The organism is Corynebacterium sp. S7 (genome assembly GCF_054401105.1).
In genome coordinates this window covers 1,007,545-1,024,657 of sequence record NZ_CM136760.1, presented here as the reverse complement: position 1 = coordinate 1,024,657, position 17,113 = coordinate 1,007,545, and the positions used below count along the sequence as shown (strand labels likewise).

15 protein-coding genes are annotated in these 17,113 nt (G+C 56.5%); 4 read left to right on the top strand and 11 right to left on the bottom strand.

The window, feature by feature from the left end:
* The first annotated feature begins 13 nt into the window (after window positions 1-13).
* Window positions 14-412 (top strand): DUF3806 domain-containing protein, encoded by a 399-nt coding sequence (locus ACXZ66_RS04985; RefSeq protein ID WP_458750788.1) that lies wholly within the window; start codon window positions 14-16, stop codon window positions 410-412.
* A gap of 3 nt (window positions 413-415) precedes the next feature.
* Here the strand turns inward: ACXZ66_RS04985 and ACXZ66_RS04980 are convergent, their stop codons facing one another.
* Window positions 416-595, bottom strand: a complete 180-nt coding sequence (locus tag ACXZ66_RS04980) for a hypothetical protein (RefSeq protein WP_458750787.1) — start codon at window positions 593-595, stop codon at window positions 416-418.
* 24 nt (window positions 596-619) lie between these two features.
* The gene (locus ACXZ66_RS04975) at window positions 620-2,077 is read right to left on the bottom strand and encodes an NAD(P)/FAD-dependent oxidoreductase (protein ID WP_458750786.1); all 1,458 of its coding nucleotides are present in this window, start codon (window positions 2,075-2,077) and stop codon (window positions 620-622) included.
* Between the two features lie 235 nt (window positions 2,078-2,312).
* On the opposite strand from ACXZ66_RS04975, the gene ACXZ66_RS04970 reads away from it, so the two are divergent.
* Window positions 2,313-2,792, top strand: a complete 480-nt coding sequence (locus tag ACXZ66_RS04970) for an N-acetyltransferase family protein (RefSeq protein ID WP_458750785.1) — start codon at window positions 2,313-2,315, stop codon at window positions 2,790-2,792.
* Here the strand turns inward: ACXZ66_RS04970 and ACXZ66_RS04965 are convergent, their stop codons facing one another.
* The 6 genes from ACXZ66_RS04965 to rsmI all read right to left on the bottom strand — a co-directional run bounded on the left by ACXZ66_RS04965 (window position 2,793) and on the right by rsmI (window position 12,190).
* Complete coding sequence (locus ACXZ66_RS04965; protein WP_458750784.1) at window positions 2,793-3,956, bottom strand: MFS transporter; 1,164 nt, start codon at window positions 3,954-3,956, stop codon at window positions 2,793-2,795.
* Window positions 3,957-4,006: 50 nt separating this feature from the next.
* A complete protein-coding gene (locus ACXZ66_RS04960) occupies window positions 4,007-6,112 on the bottom strand; it encodes a RecQ family ATP-dependent DNA helicase (RefSeq protein ID WP_458751280.1) in 2,106 nt (701 codons plus the stop codon).
* Window positions 6,113-6,153: 41 nt separating this feature from the next.
* Window positions 6,154-7,326 carry an MFS transporter gene (locus tag ACXZ66_RS04955; RefSeq protein ID WP_458750783.1) on the bottom strand — a complete coding sequence of 391 codons (1,173 nt, stop codon included), beginning with the start codon at window positions 7,324-7,326 and terminating at the stop codon, window positions 6,154-6,156.
* Complete coding sequence (gene metG, locus ACXZ66_RS04950; RefSeq protein WP_458750782.1) at window positions 7,327-9,180, bottom strand: methionine--tRNA ligase; 1,854 nt, start codon at window positions 9,178-9,180, stop codon at window positions 7,327-7,329.
* Window positions 9,181-9,246: 66 nt separating this feature from the next.
* On the bottom strand, window positions 9,247-11,112 hold the full coding sequence (locus ACXZ66_RS04945) for a BCCT family transporter (protein ID WP_458750781.1): 1,866 nt from the start codon (window positions 11,110-11,112) through the stop codon (window positions 9,247-9,249).
* A 220-nt stretch (window positions 11,113-11,332) separates the two neighbouring features.
* Window positions 11,333-12,190, bottom strand: a complete 858-nt coding sequence (rsmI, locus tag ACXZ66_RS04940) for a 16S rRNA (cytidine(1402)-2'-O)-methyltransferase (RefSeq protein ID WP_458750780.1) — start codon at window positions 12,188-12,190, stop codon at window positions 11,333-11,335.
* A gap of 74 nt (window positions 12,191-12,264) precedes the next feature.
* Here rsmI and ACXZ66_RS04935 point away from each other — a divergent pair, with 74 nt between their 5' ends.
* On the top strand, window positions 12,265-13,854 hold the full coding sequence (locus tag ACXZ66_RS04935; RefSeq protein WP_458750779.1) for a dolichyl-phosphate-mannose--protein mannosyltransferase: 1,590 nt from the start codon (window positions 12,265-12,267) through the stop codon (window positions 13,852-13,854).
* Between the two features lie 25 nt (window positions 13,855-13,879).
* Here ACXZ66_RS04935 and ACXZ66_RS04930 read toward each other — a convergent pair whose 3' ends face one another.
* Both ACXZ66_RS04930 and ACXZ66_RS04925 read right to left on the bottom strand, forming a co-directional pair.
* Window positions 13,880-14,578 carry a zf-HC2 domain-containing protein gene (locus ACXZ66_RS04930; protein WP_458750778.1) on the bottom strand — a complete coding sequence of 233 codons (699 nt, stop codon included), beginning with the start codon at window positions 14,576-14,578 and terminating at the stop codon, window positions 13,880-13,882.
* Window positions 14,571-14,978 carry a DoxX family protein gene (locus ACXZ66_RS04925; RefSeq protein WP_458750777.1) on the bottom strand — a complete coding sequence of 136 codons (408 nt, stop codon included), beginning with the start codon at window positions 14,976-14,978 and terminating at the stop codon, window positions 14,571-14,573. Before ACXZ66_RS04925 ends, ACXZ66_RS04930 begins: the two co-directional genes overlap by 8 nt.
* Before the next feature lie 91 nt (window positions 14,979-15,069).
* Here ACXZ66_RS04925 and ACXZ66_RS04920 point away from each other — a divergent pair, with 91 nt between their 5' ends.
* Window positions 15,070-15,705 (top strand): DNA-3-methyladenine glycosylase I, encoded by a 636-nt coding sequence (locus tag ACXZ66_RS04920; protein ID WP_458750776.1) that lies wholly within the window; start codon window positions 15,070-15,072, stop codon window positions 15,703-15,705.
* Here the strand turns inward: ACXZ66_RS04920 and sepX are convergent.
* Window positions 15,702-17,015, bottom strand: a complete 1,314-nt coding sequence (sepX, locus tag ACXZ66_RS04915; protein ID WP_458750775.1) for a divisome protein SepX/GlpR — start codon at window positions 17,013-17,015, stop codon at window positions 15,702-15,704. The two genes, ACXZ66_RS04920 and sepX, sit on opposite strands and share 4 nt — an antisense overlap.
* Window positions 17,016-17,113 lie beyond the last annotated feature (98 nt).

Below are 17,113 nucleotides of genomic sequence, written 5' to 3'. Positions count from 1 at the left end.
CTACACTTTGAGCATGACATTTTCGCCTATCGACGAGCCCACGTCCCTCCAACTCACCCGCGACTTGGCCGAAGCCGCTGGTCGTGGCATCAACGGCTCTCTTGCGGATATCGTAGAAAGCTTCGAAGCCGACCTCGGCGAATTCCTTGCGCTCGATCCCGACCTTAAAAAGTCGTATCCCCGTGGTGAAACTGCCCGCATCTACGGCTCAGCCCTCGGCGATGCTCTGACCCGCGAGCTCGAACTGACCTGGCAGATCCTGGCGGACGATTATGGCACCGACCTCGTCGTGGCCGATGCCAGTGGTGAGAAGTACGCGGCCCCGCTCGTCGTTGTTAATTCGCGTTTCGACGATGACGAGACCGGTAAGCTCACCGCTTTTATTGATCGGTTTGTTGCTGATACCCCGTAGCAGCTAGTGCTTGCTAAAAGCCAAGCGAGCCAAGCGGAGGTTGTTCACCACAAACCGAAACAACTGATACAAAATACTGCGCCTGCGACGCAGGGTAGCTGGTGTGGGCATGGGCGCCTGGTCGAGCTGGGCAATGAAAGACTCAGTCTCGTGGTCAGGAGCATTTTTAGTTGACTTAGCCATTGACACTTCTCCTTATTCTGGCCCTTATTCTGGAATGAGCTGCCAACCCGGCAGGCCACGGGATTTGTACATAAACATGAAGTGCAAGGCTAACTTGGTCCAATGGCCCGCCAATCCAATTTCTCCCCTGGTATAACGCAGGTCTCTGCCGGTGGGGTATTTCCGCTTATCTGGAACGATTGGCATCATCACTATCGAAGCTGCCGATCCGTTCCTCAGTCCCGCGCCTGCCGAAGCAATACATGCCGCTCCCAGGTCCGCCATTGATGCCTCGTGAGGTCGAGCTGCCTCACCTTTTTCAATTCGGTCAACGATCGACATTGCCGCTGCCTTCCCCATTTCCCCTGAAGGTTGCCCTGTCCGAGGTGGCGAAGGTGTGATCACCGTGCCATTTGCAGAGGTGCGTGGCTGGGAAATTTGATGAGGCGGAGCAAAGGCAATCCCCACCGCCCAAATATTGTTGTAGCCCACGGCGTTGTAGGTCGACGGCCAATCGTCGGCGCTCCATTCCTCGTAGGGCTTTTTCGTGTAATCGGCGTCAACGAGCATAAAGCCATTTGGCGCGAAGACCTTGGACGAGATGTCCGTCCCGTCGGGGGCATGCGCACTAAGTGAGACTCCACCGAAAGGCGGCAGCAGCATTGCAAAATCGTAATTCAGCTGGTGGTGCTGCCCATCAAGCGTTTCGAAATACACAATATCTTTGTCAACCCGTTCAACGTGGGCTCCCAGAATCGCTTCGACCCCTCGCTCCCTAAAGAGTGATTCTGTCCACATCTTGGAGGAGGTTTCATAACCTTCTTGTTTGAAAACCATTCCACCAACTCCGAAGTCGCCCAGAGCAGCTTCGTTGGTCAGATAAATGAGTCGGGCTCGGTCTCTCACATTCGCTGCCCGCAGCTCATGGTCGACGTTGAATACATATTCGAAGGCTGCTCCCTCGCAGGTGCAGGTACCGTGTCCCATACCAACGATCAACGTACGAGAGGCACCGCCCTTCAACTCCGAAATGACTTGTTGCAAACGCTGGTTGGCTTCCACAGCATGGTCAGCGGTACACACCGATACCGAGTGCCCAATGTCAGGGCCAAGGCCGTCAGTCATCCCGAAACGCAGCTGCGGGCCGGTTGCGTTGATCAAAAAGTCGTAGCGGATTCTCGCCTTTTCGCCAGCTCTTGCAGGATCGGTGTATTCGATGTCCACTGCCGGTTGGGAACTTTCAGAGTCTCCTTCCGGCCAGATCGCAGTCGCGCTTGCTTGCGCGAAGCCAATCCCCTTCTTTTTATAAACCGGTACTAAAGGAAATTCAACATTCTTCTTTCCCATTTTTCCGACACCGACCCAAATATTGCTTGGAATCCAATTCCAATCAGGCTTTGGCGAAACTACGGTAACTGTATGCCCTTCCGGAAGGGCGCGACTGAGATGGAGAGCGGCGGTATGTCCTGAAACACCGGCGCCAAGGATGACGATGTGTGACACGATCTAGCTCCTGTTCTAGAGTGACTTCCCGTACAAAAACCGTATACCCCCAGGTGTATATTTCGTGGGCTTTTCAGGCGAGTACCCCAAAACTAGGGGGATCTTTAGTCGGGAAAACTCACCCACCTCTGCACTGCTTTCACAGAAGTGTTAGCGCCACCTAGATGTTGGGGGCCTTCGAAGGAAAATTGCTCGCGCTGCCAGTTTCAGTGGCTATGCTCGAAGCATGTCTTCCATGAGTATCCGACCCGCGACAGCTGCCGATTTGCCACAGATCACCGATCTGTACAATTGGGCTGTCGATAACACCCAGGCTCTATGGGTCGACGACCATGTTGATATCGCCAACCGGACACAGTGGTTGAGAAGGTCCCGTGCAGCCTTGGTTGCTTACGATGAGGGCGTCTTTTTGGGATTTGCCTCCTACGAAGACTTTCGCGCGTACCCCGGTTACCGCCACACAGTAGAGAACTCCATCTACGTCCACCCTGATGCACAGGGCCGCGGCGTCGGCGGCACACTATTGCAGGCACTGGTCGAGGTTGCGCGTAGCGACGACAGCGTTCACACCATCATCGCCGCGATTGAGGGCCGCAACGTCGCTTCTACTTCCCTGCATTACCGCGCGGGTTTCGAGGAAGTGGGTTTCTTGCGCGAAGTCGGCTTCCTTAAAGGTGAGTGGCTTGACCTTCGCTACATGCAACTGACTGTGTAATTAATCAATATATCCCCGACGGATTTGAACTTCTCGGATCACCGCGGAGCCCACAGCCAGCACCGCAAGAATAATAAATGGCAGGCTCGGGCCCATGACCGGAACTATGACGTCGAACAATCGTGGCAAACCGAATCCGATGTAGGTAAATACATAGTAGATACCGATGGCAACCCCGCGACTTTGAGGAGGAGAGTATTTCTCCACCCCCAGCAGACCCTCACGCAGGCAAAGGCCGTAGGCGCTGCCGAGGATAAAAGCGGCAATTATGAACAGCCACACTGGCACCGAAGCTCCACCGGCAGCAGCAAGAAGGAAACCAATGGCTGCGAAACTCGCTCCTGCTGCACCGGCGTGCCTACCCCAGGCATATTTTCGTCCCAAAGCCTGCACCACAATGCCGGTACCAAACGCCAGCGCGGCGGAGATACCCGGCAATAACACCGGTGGTGCAAATGCGCTGTTTGTCCGGGAAGACAAAATAACGAGTGCCGTGGCGATTGACGCAAACACCCAAATCGCCATTGGAAGCGCAATGGCCAGTGCCTTGCCCATGCTGCGCTTGTAGGTAGGCTGAGATGCTGTCCCCACTACTTCTGATGGGGCTCGCGCATCTCCGACCACAATAGTTACCAGCACTGAAACCAGCGACAATGCAACGGTCACGATAAATGGCACTTCAATATTGAGGTCGGGTTCAAGGAAAAATGCCATGGTACTGGCTGCCACTGGCCCAGTAGCAAAGCCGAGGGTGAGCATAATTCCGGCCATGGTCATGCCGCTTGCACCCTTGAGACGTCCCGCCCACGCGGTGCCTGCACTAACCGAGAGGCCCACTCCGAGGCCAATGATAAAGCGCCACAGCAGCAGTTCGTTACCCTCGTGGTTGAAATACAACGCAAGGTTGCCCGCTGCAGCGACGAGGCCTCCAACGACAACAACGGGACGGGCACCGAACCTGTCAGCCAAGGCGCCACCGCCCAACAAACTTGGCACTAGGCCCAGCGCGTAGATGCCGTAGGCGCCATTGACGAGCGCACTGGAGACACCCACTTGTTCGCGCAAAAGCACCATTATCGTGGTGAAATGGTTGGCTGCCCAACCTGCGCTAAAAAGCAGGAAGAGTACCGCGCCGTAGACGCGGTTGAGTTTCGCTTGTGCCATGGCCATTTAGCCTAGGCAATAAATGTGGCCTACGTCATTAGATTCAACAATTATCCTTGGGATGCCAGTGCGAAAGGCAAAATATCGACCCCATATTGGGCAGAAATATCTGCGCCAACCACGGTGACAGTCCATCCTGTGTCCACAACGTCGGTAACAAGGAGAACCGGACCAGCGCCGACACTCAAATCTTGCAAATCCTTATAGTCAAAGTGCTTATCCAATGCGTTGACTCGGAAGGCGGAATTGTGTGCGGTTACTGCCTCTCCTCGCGGGGAGACAACGCCACCGAAGTTCATTCTTCCGACCTGGGCTACCGCTTGTCCCAAGGCTACGAGCATGTCATGGCGCTTGTCGTCTTCGCTGCCGAGCGCAACAACGGTGGATGGGCGCTGCTGCCAATCCCAATCAGCCAGGACAGCCACAATCCTTGTAAGCCAAGGGTCATTCCTCCATTCGGCCGCTGGCCTCCACTCGGAATCCCCTAAGAGAGTATGCAGTTCAGGGCCCCGAACTATATCGTTCAACCTGCCTAAGGCGCGCCCTGCTAGCACTCCTTTGATCTTTCCGCGCCGCACCGAACCAGTGGGCCACATCTTGCGCTGCGTGAGCCTGATCCCCGGCGCGCGCAGCCGCGATTCCACCCGCTCAGCAACCTGGGGATTCACCGCAGTTGAGCGATGTACTCCCGTGCAATTGTCGCACCTGCCGCAGGCCTCACCGTCGACGATGGTTGGATCGTCGAGTTGCGAACGCAAAAACACCATCCGACACTGACTTGTGCGCTGGTATTGCACCATGGCGTCTTGTTCCTGCTTCCGCGCGGCAGCCAAACCGTCGTAGCGATCATGGTCATAAGTCCACTCGTTTCCTGTAGTTACCCAACCTCCTTTGACGCGACGAACTGCCCCGTCAACGTCGAGAACTTTTAGTGCCTGATCAATCCGGGAGCGCGACAGGTCAACCGCATTTTCTAGCTTTGCTGTAGAGAGTGGCTCTGAGCCCAATGCCCCTAGCAATTGATGCACTGTGGCTTCGTTCGGCATGGACACCTGGGAGAAATACTCCCAAATCTCTTTATCCTCGGGGCCGGGAAGCAAGATAACTTCTGCATGTTCGGTTCCGCGTCCAGCACGGCCGACTTGCTGGTAATAACTAATTGGCGAACTTGGGGCCCCGAGGTGCACCACGAAGCCGAGGTCGGGTTTGTCGAAGCCCATCCCCAGCGCGCTAGTGGCCACGAGCGCCTTAAGCTCATTTCTAATGAGAGCTCGCTCTAATTCCTCGCGCTCGCTGGCCTCGGTGCGCCCAGTGTAAGCCGCCACGTTCCACCCAGCGGTTTCCAGTGCCTCAGCGAGATCTTCCGCGGCCGAAACTGTAAGGCAATAGATAATGCCCGAACCTGGCAGTGACGCAAGTTGTTGCGCAATCCATGCGGCACGTTGCGTGGAATCCGGCAAGGAAACCACCGACAAGGCAAGCGACTCGCGGTCGAGGCCGGCGCGTAACACTTCGGTCCCCTCCCCGAGTTGCTCCACTACATCGGCTACGACTCGGTCATTGGCCGTAGCAGTTGTGGCAAGAACTGGGGTGCCGGCTGGCAGCTCAGCAAGTAGGGTACGAATGCGCCGGTAATCCGGCCGGAAGTCATGCCCCCAGTCAGAAATACAATGAGCTTCATCGACAACTACCATGCCCACGCTGCTTGCTAGTTGAGGCAAGACCTGGTCCCGAAAATCAGGACTGTTCAAACGCTCCGGGCTAATCAGGACAACGTCCACCTCGCTTTCAACGACCTGTGCTTGAATACCTTCCCACTCGGTCATGTTGGCGGAATTAATGGTCACTGCTTTAATACCCGCGCGCGATGCGGAGGCAACTTGGTTGCGCATCAACGCAAGCAACGGGGAAATGATCACCGACGGGCCCGCTCCACGTGCGCGGAGTAACTTCGCGGCAATGAAATACACGGCCGATTTTCCCCAGCCCGTGCGCTGGACAACAAGCATCCTGCGCCGCCTATTAACCAGCGCATCAATTGCCACCCACTGATCATCGCGAAGAGTTGCGTCTCTGCCCGCGATGAGTGTGAGTAGTTCGTTTGCTTCCTGCCGAGTTGCTTCCTGCCGTGTTGCCAATTCGCGAATAGCTCCCATGTCCTCAACGCTAGCAATGCCACTAGACATTGCTCGAAAAACTACTTCTGACCTGCTAGTTCATCATCGATGTAAACATTGCGTGCCGCGTTGACTCCGAGGAAACCAAGCAGCACGCCCAAGATGATCAACACAATCAAAATCCCTTGGAAGGAACCCAGAATTCCGTAGGCAACACCGATGAGCAGCGGACCGACCGCAGCCACCACGTAGCCGTAAGGTTGTACGAAACCCGAAAGCTTCGCCGTCACTAAAGGCGAGCGGGTCCGCGCCGGAATCAAAGCAATGGCCAGAGGGAAGCACCAGCCGCCAATGCCGAGGACTACTGCCCACAGCAGCGGGGCCGCAGCCGGGGCGACAAGCAGAGCGAGGTATCCCCCGGCCGTCATCAACCCAAACGTAAGCACCCACGGGGTCAAAGAGTGCACACGCGAAATCACAGTCGGAAGGACCAACCCACCAACGATGCCGCAGAATCCCACCACCGAAAGTGCCGCAGCGGCCGTTGAATCGTCGACACCCGCGTCTTTCAAAATGACCGGCAGCCATCCCATCTGGACGTAACCGTTCATCGATTGCAATCCAAAGAACAGCATCAACGACACTGCTGTCGGCGATCGCCAGAGGCTGCCGCTCAGCTCCGTTTCGGATCCCGATCCGCGTGGGATGTCGATGCGGACTTTCGCCAACACATACAGCCACACCACAACTTGCAGCGCCGAGGGAATAGCCCAAATACCTAGGGCACCCTGCCAATTCTCGGTGATCAGGCGACTCAGCGGGCCAAGCGCCGCCGAAAGCCCAAGCACACCGGAGTACACGGTCATCAGCGCAACCATGTGCTTTCCGCCGTACTGCTTTACCCACACGGGAAGCAAGACATTCGCCACGGCAACGCCTGCCACCACGCCAGCAGTGCACACAATAAACAGGCTCACCGTCGGTGCGTACGGCCGAAGCGCCAGGCCAAGAAAAGTCAGTATGGCACCGCCGAGAATCGTCGGAGTGATACCCGTGCGACGCGCCAGTGGCACAGCCCCGAGTCCCATGATGCAGAAGAAGGCACCGGGCATGGCAGTAATAACGCCAGCTAGGGACGCCGGGGCATCATAATACGCAATGACCTCGTCGAGGACAGCCCCCACCGAGGCCATACCTGCGCGAAGGTTGATCGCGGCGGTAAAAACCGCCAGGAACAACATCACAACAGGCATTTATTGCACCGGCGCCCATTCAGGTCCGGTTTGGCCCAGCTCTGGGTCAAGCTTGGCCACGAGTGGCTTTGGCTTTGCTAGCTCGGTGCCAGGCACAACGTCGATCCGCTTCCACGCCGCCTGCTGCGAGGAGTAATCACCAGTGATCACCGGATAGGTCTGGCCCTTCTCAGGCAGGCCCACGCCGACCAGATCAAAGTCCTGGTCATCGACAACTTCCTCGATCCGCGGGGTTGCGGCCCACACGCCAGTACGACCCAAGGTCTCGTGCACCGCCTGAGCCGTATGAGGGAGGAACGGGGTCAGCATCGTGTTGCAGTCAGAGACGACCTGCAGCGCGGTCCACAATACGGTGGCAAGGCGCTCGCGCTGCAACGGGTCCTTCGCCAACTGCCACGGTTCCTGCTCTGCGATGTACGCATTTGCTTCACCGACAAGACTCATGACTTTGCCAATGGCATTTTTGAACTTCGCTGCCGCCAAATCTTCGCCAGCTTCGTCAAAGGTGCGCAAAGCCAGGTCCAAAATCTCTTGATCCGCAGGCTCCAGGGCAGCAGGAGTTGGAATCTGGCCGAAGTTCTTGTGCGCCATAGAGACCGTGCGGTTGACCAGGTTGCCCCAGCCATTGGCCAGCTCATTGTTAATGCGACGAACGAACTCGTCCCAGGTGAAGTCGGTGTCATTGTTTTCAGGTCCAGCCACGGCAATAAAGTAGCGCAGTGGGTCAGGGCCGAATTCTTTCAGGAAGTCCTTCACATAGATGACAACACCCTTCGAAGAAGAGAACTTCGAGCCACTCATGGTGAGAAACTCAGAAGACACAACCTCGGTAGGCAAATTAAGCTCGCCGTACTTATGCACCGTGCCACCCTTGGACCCCTTACCGGAGTAACCCAGCAGCTCGGCTGGCCAGATCTGGGCGTGGAAGGTGATGTTGTCCTTGCCCATGAAGTAGTAGCCCTCAGATTCTGGGTCTTGCCAGAAGGTCTTCCAGGCGTCTTCGTCACCGCTGCGTGCGGCCCACTCGATGGAAGCAGACAAATAGCCAATCACGGCATCGAACCAGACATACAGCTTCTTGCTTGGGTTATCTTCCCAGCCCTCAACAGGAACTGGAATGCCCCAGTCGATGTCGCGGGTCATGGCGCGCGGGCGCATATCCTCAAGCAGATTCAGCGCAAACTTCAGCACGTTCGGGCGCCAATCCTCGCGGGACTCCAACCAAGCCTTCAATGCGTCGTGGAGAGCAGGCAGATCGAGCATGAAATGCTCAGTTTCAATGAACTCCGGAGTCTCGCCATTAATCTTGGAGCGAGGGTTGATCAAGTCGATTGGGTCCAGTTGATTACCGCAGGTATCGCACTGATCGCCACGTGCATCAGGTGCACCACAAATTGGACAGGTGCCCTCGATATAGCGATCCGGCAGAGTTCGTCCCGTCGACGGGGAAATTGCGCCCTGGGTAGTTTCCTTAATCATGTACCCGTTGGCATACAAGCCCTTAAAGAGTTCCTGCACCACTGCGTAGTGGTTCCGGGTTGTGGTGCGGGTAAAAAGGTCGTAGGACAAACCAAGACCTGCAAGGTCTTCGACGATCTGTCGGTTGTACTTGTCAGCGAGCTCTTTAACCGTGACGTTTTCTTTGTCCGCCTGGACAAGCAACGGGGTGCCGTGCTCGTCAGTTCCCGAAACCATGAGCACGTTGTTGCCCACCATGCGCTGGTACCTAGCAAAAACGTCCGATGGAACGCCAAAGCCGGCAACGTGACCAATGTGGCGGGGGCCGTTGGCATATGGCCACGCAACGCTCACCAAAATATTCTTCGGGGTGGATTCAGTCATGCCCACTAGCATAGGTTATGGCTCCACTTCGGTTGAAGTGGAGCCATGGATTTTGATGAATCGGCAATCGCGAGAGAGCTATTTGGCGTCTTTCGCCTTTTTCGACGTCACTTTACGACGACGCGCCTTCTGCCTTTCTCGGTACTCCGCATCGCGGTGCAAGCGTCGCTCGACAGCGAGTTTGTGGGCAAACTTTTGGGATTCGCGCTGATCAAGATAAATCACGTCGTTTCGCAAATCTTTAACAATCGCGAACATCAACAGGATCAAGATGATCAAAAATGGGCTAGCAGCAACGATAGTGACGGACTGCAGGGAGTTCAGCGCTTCGTCGCCACCTGAGATCAGCAGGGTCAAGCCAACTGCTGCGGTGCCAAGACCCCACAGCGCAGACAACCATGGTTTCGCATCGGATTTACCGTTTTGCGTCATCGATCCCATTACCGTCGACGCGGAATCGGCCGATGTAATAAAGAAAGTACCCAGCAAAATAACGGCAAAGACAGACATGATCGAACCACCCGGCAGATTCTGCAGGAGGTTGAACAATTGAGATTCCGAAGAGCCGTCACCATATATGGACTGCCCATTTTGTTCCATCCAGATCGCGGTGCCACCAAAGATGGCAAACCACGCGGTGGACAAGCCCGCTGGGACGAGCATGACCCCGAGGAGGAATTCACGGATCGATCGGCCACGAGAAATACGTGCCAAGAACATGCCGACGAATGGCGACCAGGAGATCCACCAAGCCCAGTAGAAGATGGTGTAGGAACCCAGCCACTCTCCTGCCGTGCCATCTGCCGAGGCGCCGGTGCGAGCGGCCATTTCAAAGAACTGGCTGAGGTAGGCACCAATCGAAGTTGGCAGCATGTTCAGCAGGTTCAGCGTGGGCCCCATGATGAACACGAAAATCGCCAAGATTGCTGCGATGATCATGTTGAAGTTGGACAGCCACTGGATTCCCTTGCCCACGCCCGACATCGCAGAAAGCAAGAAAGCAAGGGTAAGAACGGCAACGATGCCAACAATCAGCCCCGTGGAGGAGTTTTGCACGAAGCCTGCTGCCTCAAGACCCGCGACAATCTGCAGCGAACCCAGGCCAAGCGAACAGGCGGTACCGAAAATGGTGGCAAAGACGGCAAGCCCGTCAATGATTTTTCCGATCGGCCCGTCAGCGGCACGCTGCCCAATCAGGGGAATAAACGCGCTGGACAAAAGCTGCTTTCTCCCGAGTCGGAAGGTGGAATAGGCAATAGCCAGGCCGATAATCGCGTAGACAGCCCACGGGTGCAGCGTCCAGTGGAACATGGACTGCGCCATAGCGGTGCCCACCTCGTGGGAGTTACGCCCGGGAACGCCGTCGCGGTAGTGGGACAGCGGTTCGGATGCTCCGTAGAACATCAAACCAATACCCATACCCGCGGCGAACATCATCGCGATCCAGGATCCGGTACGAAACTCAGGTTGTTCATCGATCGTTCCGAGTCGGATTGTGCCGAATCTGGAGAATGCAATCACTAGGACAAAGACCACAAAAACAGTCCCGAAGAGCACGAAGGCCCAACCGAGTGAATCAACAACCCAGGTAAAGGCCGCATTCGCGAAGTTGCCAAAGCTTTCTTGCCCGACTAGGCCCCAGATGACAATGCCTGCGACGATGACCACGAGGGGAATAACAATCGCCCAATCAATCTTCGCATTTTCGTCCTCGGAGAGGCGCTTGATTGTCTTTTCCGATTCCGCTCTCGAGGCCACATCTAAGTCAGTCTCCGCCTCGATCATTGCGGCTAGTACGCGTGTTGCGGAAGTAGCGTCCACTTCCTCCTTGACAGATTTATAGTCGACGTTTCCTTCGTCAGAACTGCTGTCAGGAAAGGATTCGGACGCTACCTTCTTATTATCTTGTTGATTTTCATCAAAAGTAGGGTCATTATTCGACATATCTATTAACAATGGCTTTAGTCGCGTGCCTATTCAATGCGGACGGGCATTTCTGCACTGTGGCGGAAAATACCTGACCAGCACCGTTACATTTTTGTTATAGATTGTTTCCGCTGGTCACCATAGGTAAACCCGCATTCCACATAACGGAACGATAAATTTATAGTTTTATACAGAAAATTCGCAATTTATTGCAAGATTGAGCACCCACTTAGCTGGCTTAGCTTTTCTTTTTTGCGGCCAGGGATTCGTCGTAAAGCGAGCTCACCTTGACCCCGTGCTCACGCGCGACTTCTTTGGCGGCGTCCTTCAACCGCACTCCTTCGGCTTCTCGTGCGAGGACGAGCTCGACTAGGTCTGCGGGCTCTAGGGCTGGGCCTTCTCCGCCTTCGATGACAATGGTGATCTCTCCCCTGACGCCCTCGGCGGCCCACTGGGCGAGTTCGGATAACGTGCCGCGTCGCACCTCCTCGTAGGTTTTTGTTAGCTCGCGGCAGACGGCTGCCCGGCGCGTATCGCCGAGGACTTCCGCAGCGTGCTCGAGGGTCTGCGCTGTGCGGTGTGGGGATTCGAAGAAGCAAACGGCGCGCTTTTCGGCCACCAACGATTCCAACCAGGTCTGACGCGCGCCGTGTTTGCGGGGTGCGAAGCCATCGAAGATGAAGTGGCCGACGTTGAGTCCAGAAAGGGCAAGCGCGGTGGGCACCGCCGACGGGCCGGGAAAAGAAGTCACGGGAACACCGGCATCGTGGGCGGCTGAGACCAGCGAATGCCCAGGGTCCGAGACAACGGGCATTCCGGCATCGGAGACCACAAGCACGAGTCCCTTTTTAGCCTCGGCGATGAGATCAGCCGCGCGGCTGTCCTCATTGTGGTCGAAATTGGAAACAATCTTGCCACGAATCTCTGCACCCAACGAAGCCGCAAGGGAGCGCACCCGGCGGGTGTCCTCGGCAGCGATCACATCGGCGTGCTCGAGACCTGCGATCAAACGAGGTGAGGCATCAGCGGGATTACCCAGAGGAGTCGCGGCTAACACAATGCCGTGGGTAGGCAGAGACACATCAGGTTTTTCCATTCCTCAAGCTTCCCACATTTGGCGATTTTTGCGCAGCTCTCCTGGCACGGTAGCCACCGACTAGTATCAATTGAGTGAGTACGACTGCCCAGCCACGAACTGCATCCCGCCCACGCGGCCGCATTGCGTCACCGGCGCCGACTGCTCCGGTGACACTGCCGTGGTCGAGGAGCGATACCCTCTCGGTCACGGTGATTGCGCTTCTTGCCCTGGTAACCAGGTTTGTGGGCTTGACCGTACCAACTGCGAGCGGGACTCCCGTCTTCGATGAAAAGCACTACGTCCCGCAGGCCAGGGATATGGTGCGCAGTTTCTTTAACCCGGTTCTCGGAGGAATCGAATCGAATCCGGGCTATGGATTAGTGGTTCACCCGCCCTTGGGCAAAAGGTTGCTCTCCATCGGCGAATGGCTCTTCGGATATACGCCTTTAGGTTGGCGGTTTATGACTGCCTTATTCGGCGCCGCCGCCGTGGTTTTCACCATGTTATTGGCCCGCCGGCTCTCGCAATCGTGGCAGGTAGGGCTGTTCGCCGGAATCATTGCCGCGAGTGACGGAGTGCTCCTAGTCGCCTCGAAATTCGGCATGCTCGATATTTTCCAGGTGCTCTTTATCGTGATGGCTGCGTGGACTCTGGCGGGAGATATGCGCCAGGTCCACCAGCGATTCCATACAGCGTTTCTCGACGGCAGATTCGCTCATTCGGGGCCATTTGGTCCTCGCATTGGATTCCGTTGGTGGCGCTTTGCCACAGGCGTGTTGCTAGGTATGGCGCTTTCGGTGAAGTGGTCGGGCCTGTACTACATTGCCTTCTTCGGCCTCTTGAGTGTGTTCTATGACCTATACCTGCGCAATCGCTACCGCGCCCAAAAACCGGTCACCGGCACCTTAGTTCGAGATGTCCCGGCAGCCCTGGCATCACTGGTCGTCGTTCCTGCTGCGCTGTATATCTGGTCATGGCGCAGCTGGTTCGCGTCCGAGACCTCGGTGTATCGTCATGCGGCAACAGATGGCACCATTCCCGATAGTTCCGCTCTTCAGCTGCTCCCCGATGCGTGGGCCGGCTGGTTTTACTACCACTTCTCCGTTCTTGAATTCCACAGCAGCCTGACCAGCTCAAGCGGGCATTCCCATCCGTGGGATTCCAAACCATGGGCCTGGTTGGTCGCTGCCCGGCCGATTTTGTATTACTCCTCTACCGGTGATGGCTGCGGGAATACCACCTGCAGGCAAATGATCTATCTCTTCGGTACCCCAGCGATCTGGTGGCTAACCGTCCCGATTTTACTCTGGGCCGTGTGGGTCTGGATTGTTCGTCGCGAAAAACGCGTCATCCTTCCACTTGTGGCCTTTGCTGCAGGGTTCCTGCCTTGGTTAGCAGCCTTTGACCGACAAATGTACTTCTTCTACGCAGCGCCACTCGTCCCATTCACGATTGTCTTGATCGCTCTCGCACTCGGGTATCTTTCCAAGCGAGGCAGACCGATTCAATCCGCCTGGCTAACCAAGATTGCCGGTGTCCAGTTGCGCTGGGGGCAACTCGGGGTGATCGCCTACCTCGCGCTCGTTGTGGCGATGTTCCTCTACTTCTCCCCGTTGTTCTACGGGTACTCGATCCCCGAGGCCTGGTACCAGCAAATGATGTGGTTGCCTAGCTGGCAGTAGACCTGAAAATCCACAGCTTAAAGGCCTATGAAGTCGGCTGTGCGTTGAGTGATTTCCACGCACGGCGCACCTCAATGCCGCGGTCAGCGACCCAGGTCCACACCAAAGCAGCGCAGGCGAAAAACAGGGTCCACATTCCGCCCCAATTGTCCGCGCTGCCAAGCAGAACCCAGTCGCGCACGGCAAATCCCACGGAGAAGGCGAAGACGGATCCGGTAATCAGCAAAATTCCCGGGATACTCGATGGACGCCAGGCACTGAAGCCAAAAGCTAGTGCGAACGCGAAACGCACAGCCGCAGATTGGATCAAAAGTGCCGCATACGCAGGATCTGCAGACACATCAGCGCCCGGACCGACGGGACCTGTAACCACAAGGGTGCCCGAATCAATGACCAATTGCACCGCCCAAATCACGTGCAAGATAGCCGCGATGACCAACGCGATTCGACCAATGGACAACCCGACTATGCGCCGGCGTGCGTGCTTGCGCCATTCCGGCTCCACGCCTGCCACGATGGATTGCGTTAAGTTCTCAGGAGGTGCCATCCCTCCATCCACTTCCACATAGGACAGGGTCCGTGACAACGAGACTGCCTTGTCCCAGAATGCTTGGCATTCCTCGCATGTGGCCAAGTGCGCGTCAATCACGGCATCGTCGTACCCTGTTGGCTCTCCATCAAGTCGAGCAGAGAGAGCCTGTTGGACATCCTTATGGTCAAGCACGGTTGAGCACCTCATCTAAGCTTGCACGCCCAGCACCGAATACGACCACTACGAGCAGCGCAATCAACAAAACAGCAGGATATTCAATACCGCCTGCCTCCACGAAGAAGCCATTATTCACGTGGACAAAATACAGTGCCAGCGCGACCTGGAGCAGGAGTAAACCCGCCACAACCGTAGTCATTAGTCCGATGATCAACAGCGCGCCACCAATTAATTCCACGCTGGAGGCAAGGTAGGCCGAGAATTTCGCCTGTGGAATATTCCAGGCCCCGAACTGAGCTGCGACATTGGCAATTCCGTCGACGAACCAGTGTTGATATCCACGTGCAACAAACACCACGCCGAGCACAATACGCACAAGGAGCAGAGTGAAATCGCGAACCACGGGCCTGTTCATGGTTGATAGACTACCCTGCCCACTCCCATTCCTTCTTCACCAACTAGCGTTTAGAGGGAACCATCCGGTCCTCCGCGCAGTCTAAGAACGTATGGAACTAAAAACAACAGATTCTGGCCTCGTCATTGGCAGCGATGGACTCGCCCGTCCCGCATGGGCCGCCCCCGAACCCATATTGCGCGACTACTACGACACGGAATGGGGCATGCCCGTCCGCGATGAACAAGGTGTCTTCGAACAGCTTTGCCTCCAAGGATTTCAGGCAGGGTTGTCCTGGCGCACCGTCCTTTTGAAACGGGAGGCGCTGCGGGGCGCCTTCTACGAGTTTGCACCGGACAAGGTCGCGGTCATGGAGAGCATTGAGCATTTGCTTGACGACGATGGGCTGATCCGGAATCGGCGCAAACTGCAAGCAGTAATCACAAACGCGCAGGCAACGATTGCTCTGCGCGGGGATGAATCAGCAGGTGGAGGGCTTGCACAACTGATCTGGTCGTATCAGCCGAAACACACACCGCAGCCGGAGGCCTTCGAAGAAATCCCGGCCGCCACTGCAGAATCTCGGGCGTTAGCCAAGGATTTGAAGCAGCGCGGTTTCTCCTTTGTCGGTCCCACTACCTGCTTTGCGTTAATGCAGGTAATTGGCATCGTCGATACGCATCTTCTGGGATCGTGGCGCCGTGGTTCGTCGAGGGTGTGGTCGGAGCCTGCGGCAGGCTCGATTTAGCCTGCGCGGCGGCTGTTAGTGGGTACAGTTGGCACGGAATCCTCTGCGCCGTCGGTTTCCTCGAACTGCCCGTAGGTCATCGGGAGGTGATCGAAATCTGGGGACTCGTCGTCGGCCTCGAGGATGATCGCTCCGGGGCGGCGCAGCTCACGTGGTACGGGAGCTTGGGCGTCCGAGCTCTTCACGCCAAGGCGAGCGCGACGCAGCTGGCGCACGCGTCGAGCGCGCAGGGCGCGTTCCTTACGCACGAGGCTGCGCAGTGCGACGAGGTACCAGACGATAAGACCGACGACGATTACTGGGGCGGTCCAGGCCCAGCCACCGACAAAGATGCCAAGGACAACGGTGAGCACAAGCACGACACACAGCCCGATAAAGGTGCGCTGGCGACGTTGGTAGCGGTCGAGCTTGTAGGTCTCGTCGGACTCAGGGTCCCAGCCACCCCGGCCACGGCGCGCTTTGGCGAACTCGAGTTCTTCCTCGGTTAGTTCTGCATTGGCATCTTCGTCGTCGGTAGCTTCTTCAGCAAGCTCCGCTTCGCTGCTGTTTACCGAGGAATCCTTATCGGTGGCATCAGCTTGATCAACTAAGTTCTCTGAGCTTTCTGAGTCTGCTGAGTCTGCTGCCGAATCTGCGTCATCGATCAGCGACACAACGGTGGTGTTAGAAGCGGAGTAGGCAACGTCGTCTACGCCTAAGTAGGAATCGTCCATTGGGTAGACGGATTCTGGTTCCTCGTCCCACTCGGTGAAGCGCTCCGGAGCGATATGGGCAACGGACTCTGCAACGGATTCTGAAGTGTCTGCTTCTGATTCGTTGGCATCAACTTCGGCCGGTGGATCTTCACTGACTACCTCGCCCTCAACTAGCGCTGCAGGTTCAGCATGAGCAACTGGGGCTTCTTCGGTTGCTACTTTTGGTGCAGGAGTCTTAACCGTCACCACAGTTTCGGGTTGGTCGTCTCGGCTCAAATTCTTAGCAGAGAACTCGCGGAAGTGGTTGGGCTTTGTGTCGTCGATAAGCACCGTGTCCTCTACCCGGTCACCTGCTGGATCCTCGACGGCATCGACGACACTGACCACCTCGAGGTCTGCGGCATCGTCACTACCGTAACGATGCACGTCATTGGCTGTCAGTTTCGGACGTCGACGCGCAGCCACTGGCTCCGATCCGCCTTGGTGCAAGACTCGGGTTTCGTCATAAGCCTCGCCGGATTTGCGGATTGGTTTATTGTTTCGCCCCAGCACTAGTGGCGCCAGTACGAAAATCCACACCACCACGATGAGGACGATTACAAGAGTGCCGTCCACGTCCACGTCACCTTTCTCACTGCGAGTTTATAAAATCTGCCACTTAGCGTATCCAGCAAGACGGAGCCGATAAACCTGCCACGCCGACTGCAGTCTCA

Excerpts from the sequence above, each read along its gene's own strand:
- ACXZ66_RS04985 (WP_458750788.1), top strand. The coding sequence starts at position 14 with ATGACATTTTCGCCTATCGACGAGCCCACGTCCCTCCAACTCACCCGC.
- ACXZ66_RS04980 (WP_458750787.1), bottom strand. The coding sequence starts at position 595 with ATGGCTAAGTCAACTAAAAATGCTCCTGACCACGAGACTGAGTCTTTC.
- ACXZ66_RS04970 (WP_458750785.1), top strand. The coding sequence starts at position 2,313 with ATGAGTATCCGACCCGCGACAGCTGCCGATTTGCCACAGATCACCGAT.
- ACXZ66_RS04965 (WP_458750784.1), bottom strand. The coding sequence starts at position 3,956 with ATGGCACAAGCGAAACTCAACCGCGTCTACGGCGCGGTACTCTTCCTG.
- ACXZ66_RS04960 (WP_458751280.1), bottom strand. The coding sequence starts at position 6,112 with ATGGGAGCTATTCGCGAATTGGCAACACGGCAGGAAGCAACTCGGCAG.
- ACXZ66_RS04955 (WP_458750783.1), bottom strand. The coding sequence starts at position 7,326 with ATGCCTGTTGTGATGTTGTTCCTGGCGGTTTTTACCGCCGCGATCAAC.
- metG (WP_458750782.1), bottom strand. The coding sequence starts at position 9,180 with ATGCTAGTGGGCATGACTGAATCCACCCCGAAGAATATTTTGGTGAGC.
- ACXZ66_RS04945 (WP_458750781.1), bottom strand. The coding sequence starts at position 11,112 with ATGTCGAATAATGACCCTACTTTTGATGAAAATCAACAAGATAATAAG.
- rsmI (WP_458750780.1), bottom strand. The coding sequence starts at position 12,190 with ATGGAAAAACCTGATGTGTCTCTGCCTACCCACGGCATTGTGTTAGCC.
- ACXZ66_RS04925 (WP_458750777.1), bottom strand. The coding sequence starts at position 14,978 with ATGAACAGGCCCGTGGTTCGCGATTTCACTCTGCTCCTTGTGCGTATT.
- ACXZ66_RS04920 (WP_458750776.1), top strand. The coding sequence starts at position 15,070 with ATGGAACTAAAAACAACAGATTCTGGCCTCGTCATTGGCAGCGATGGA.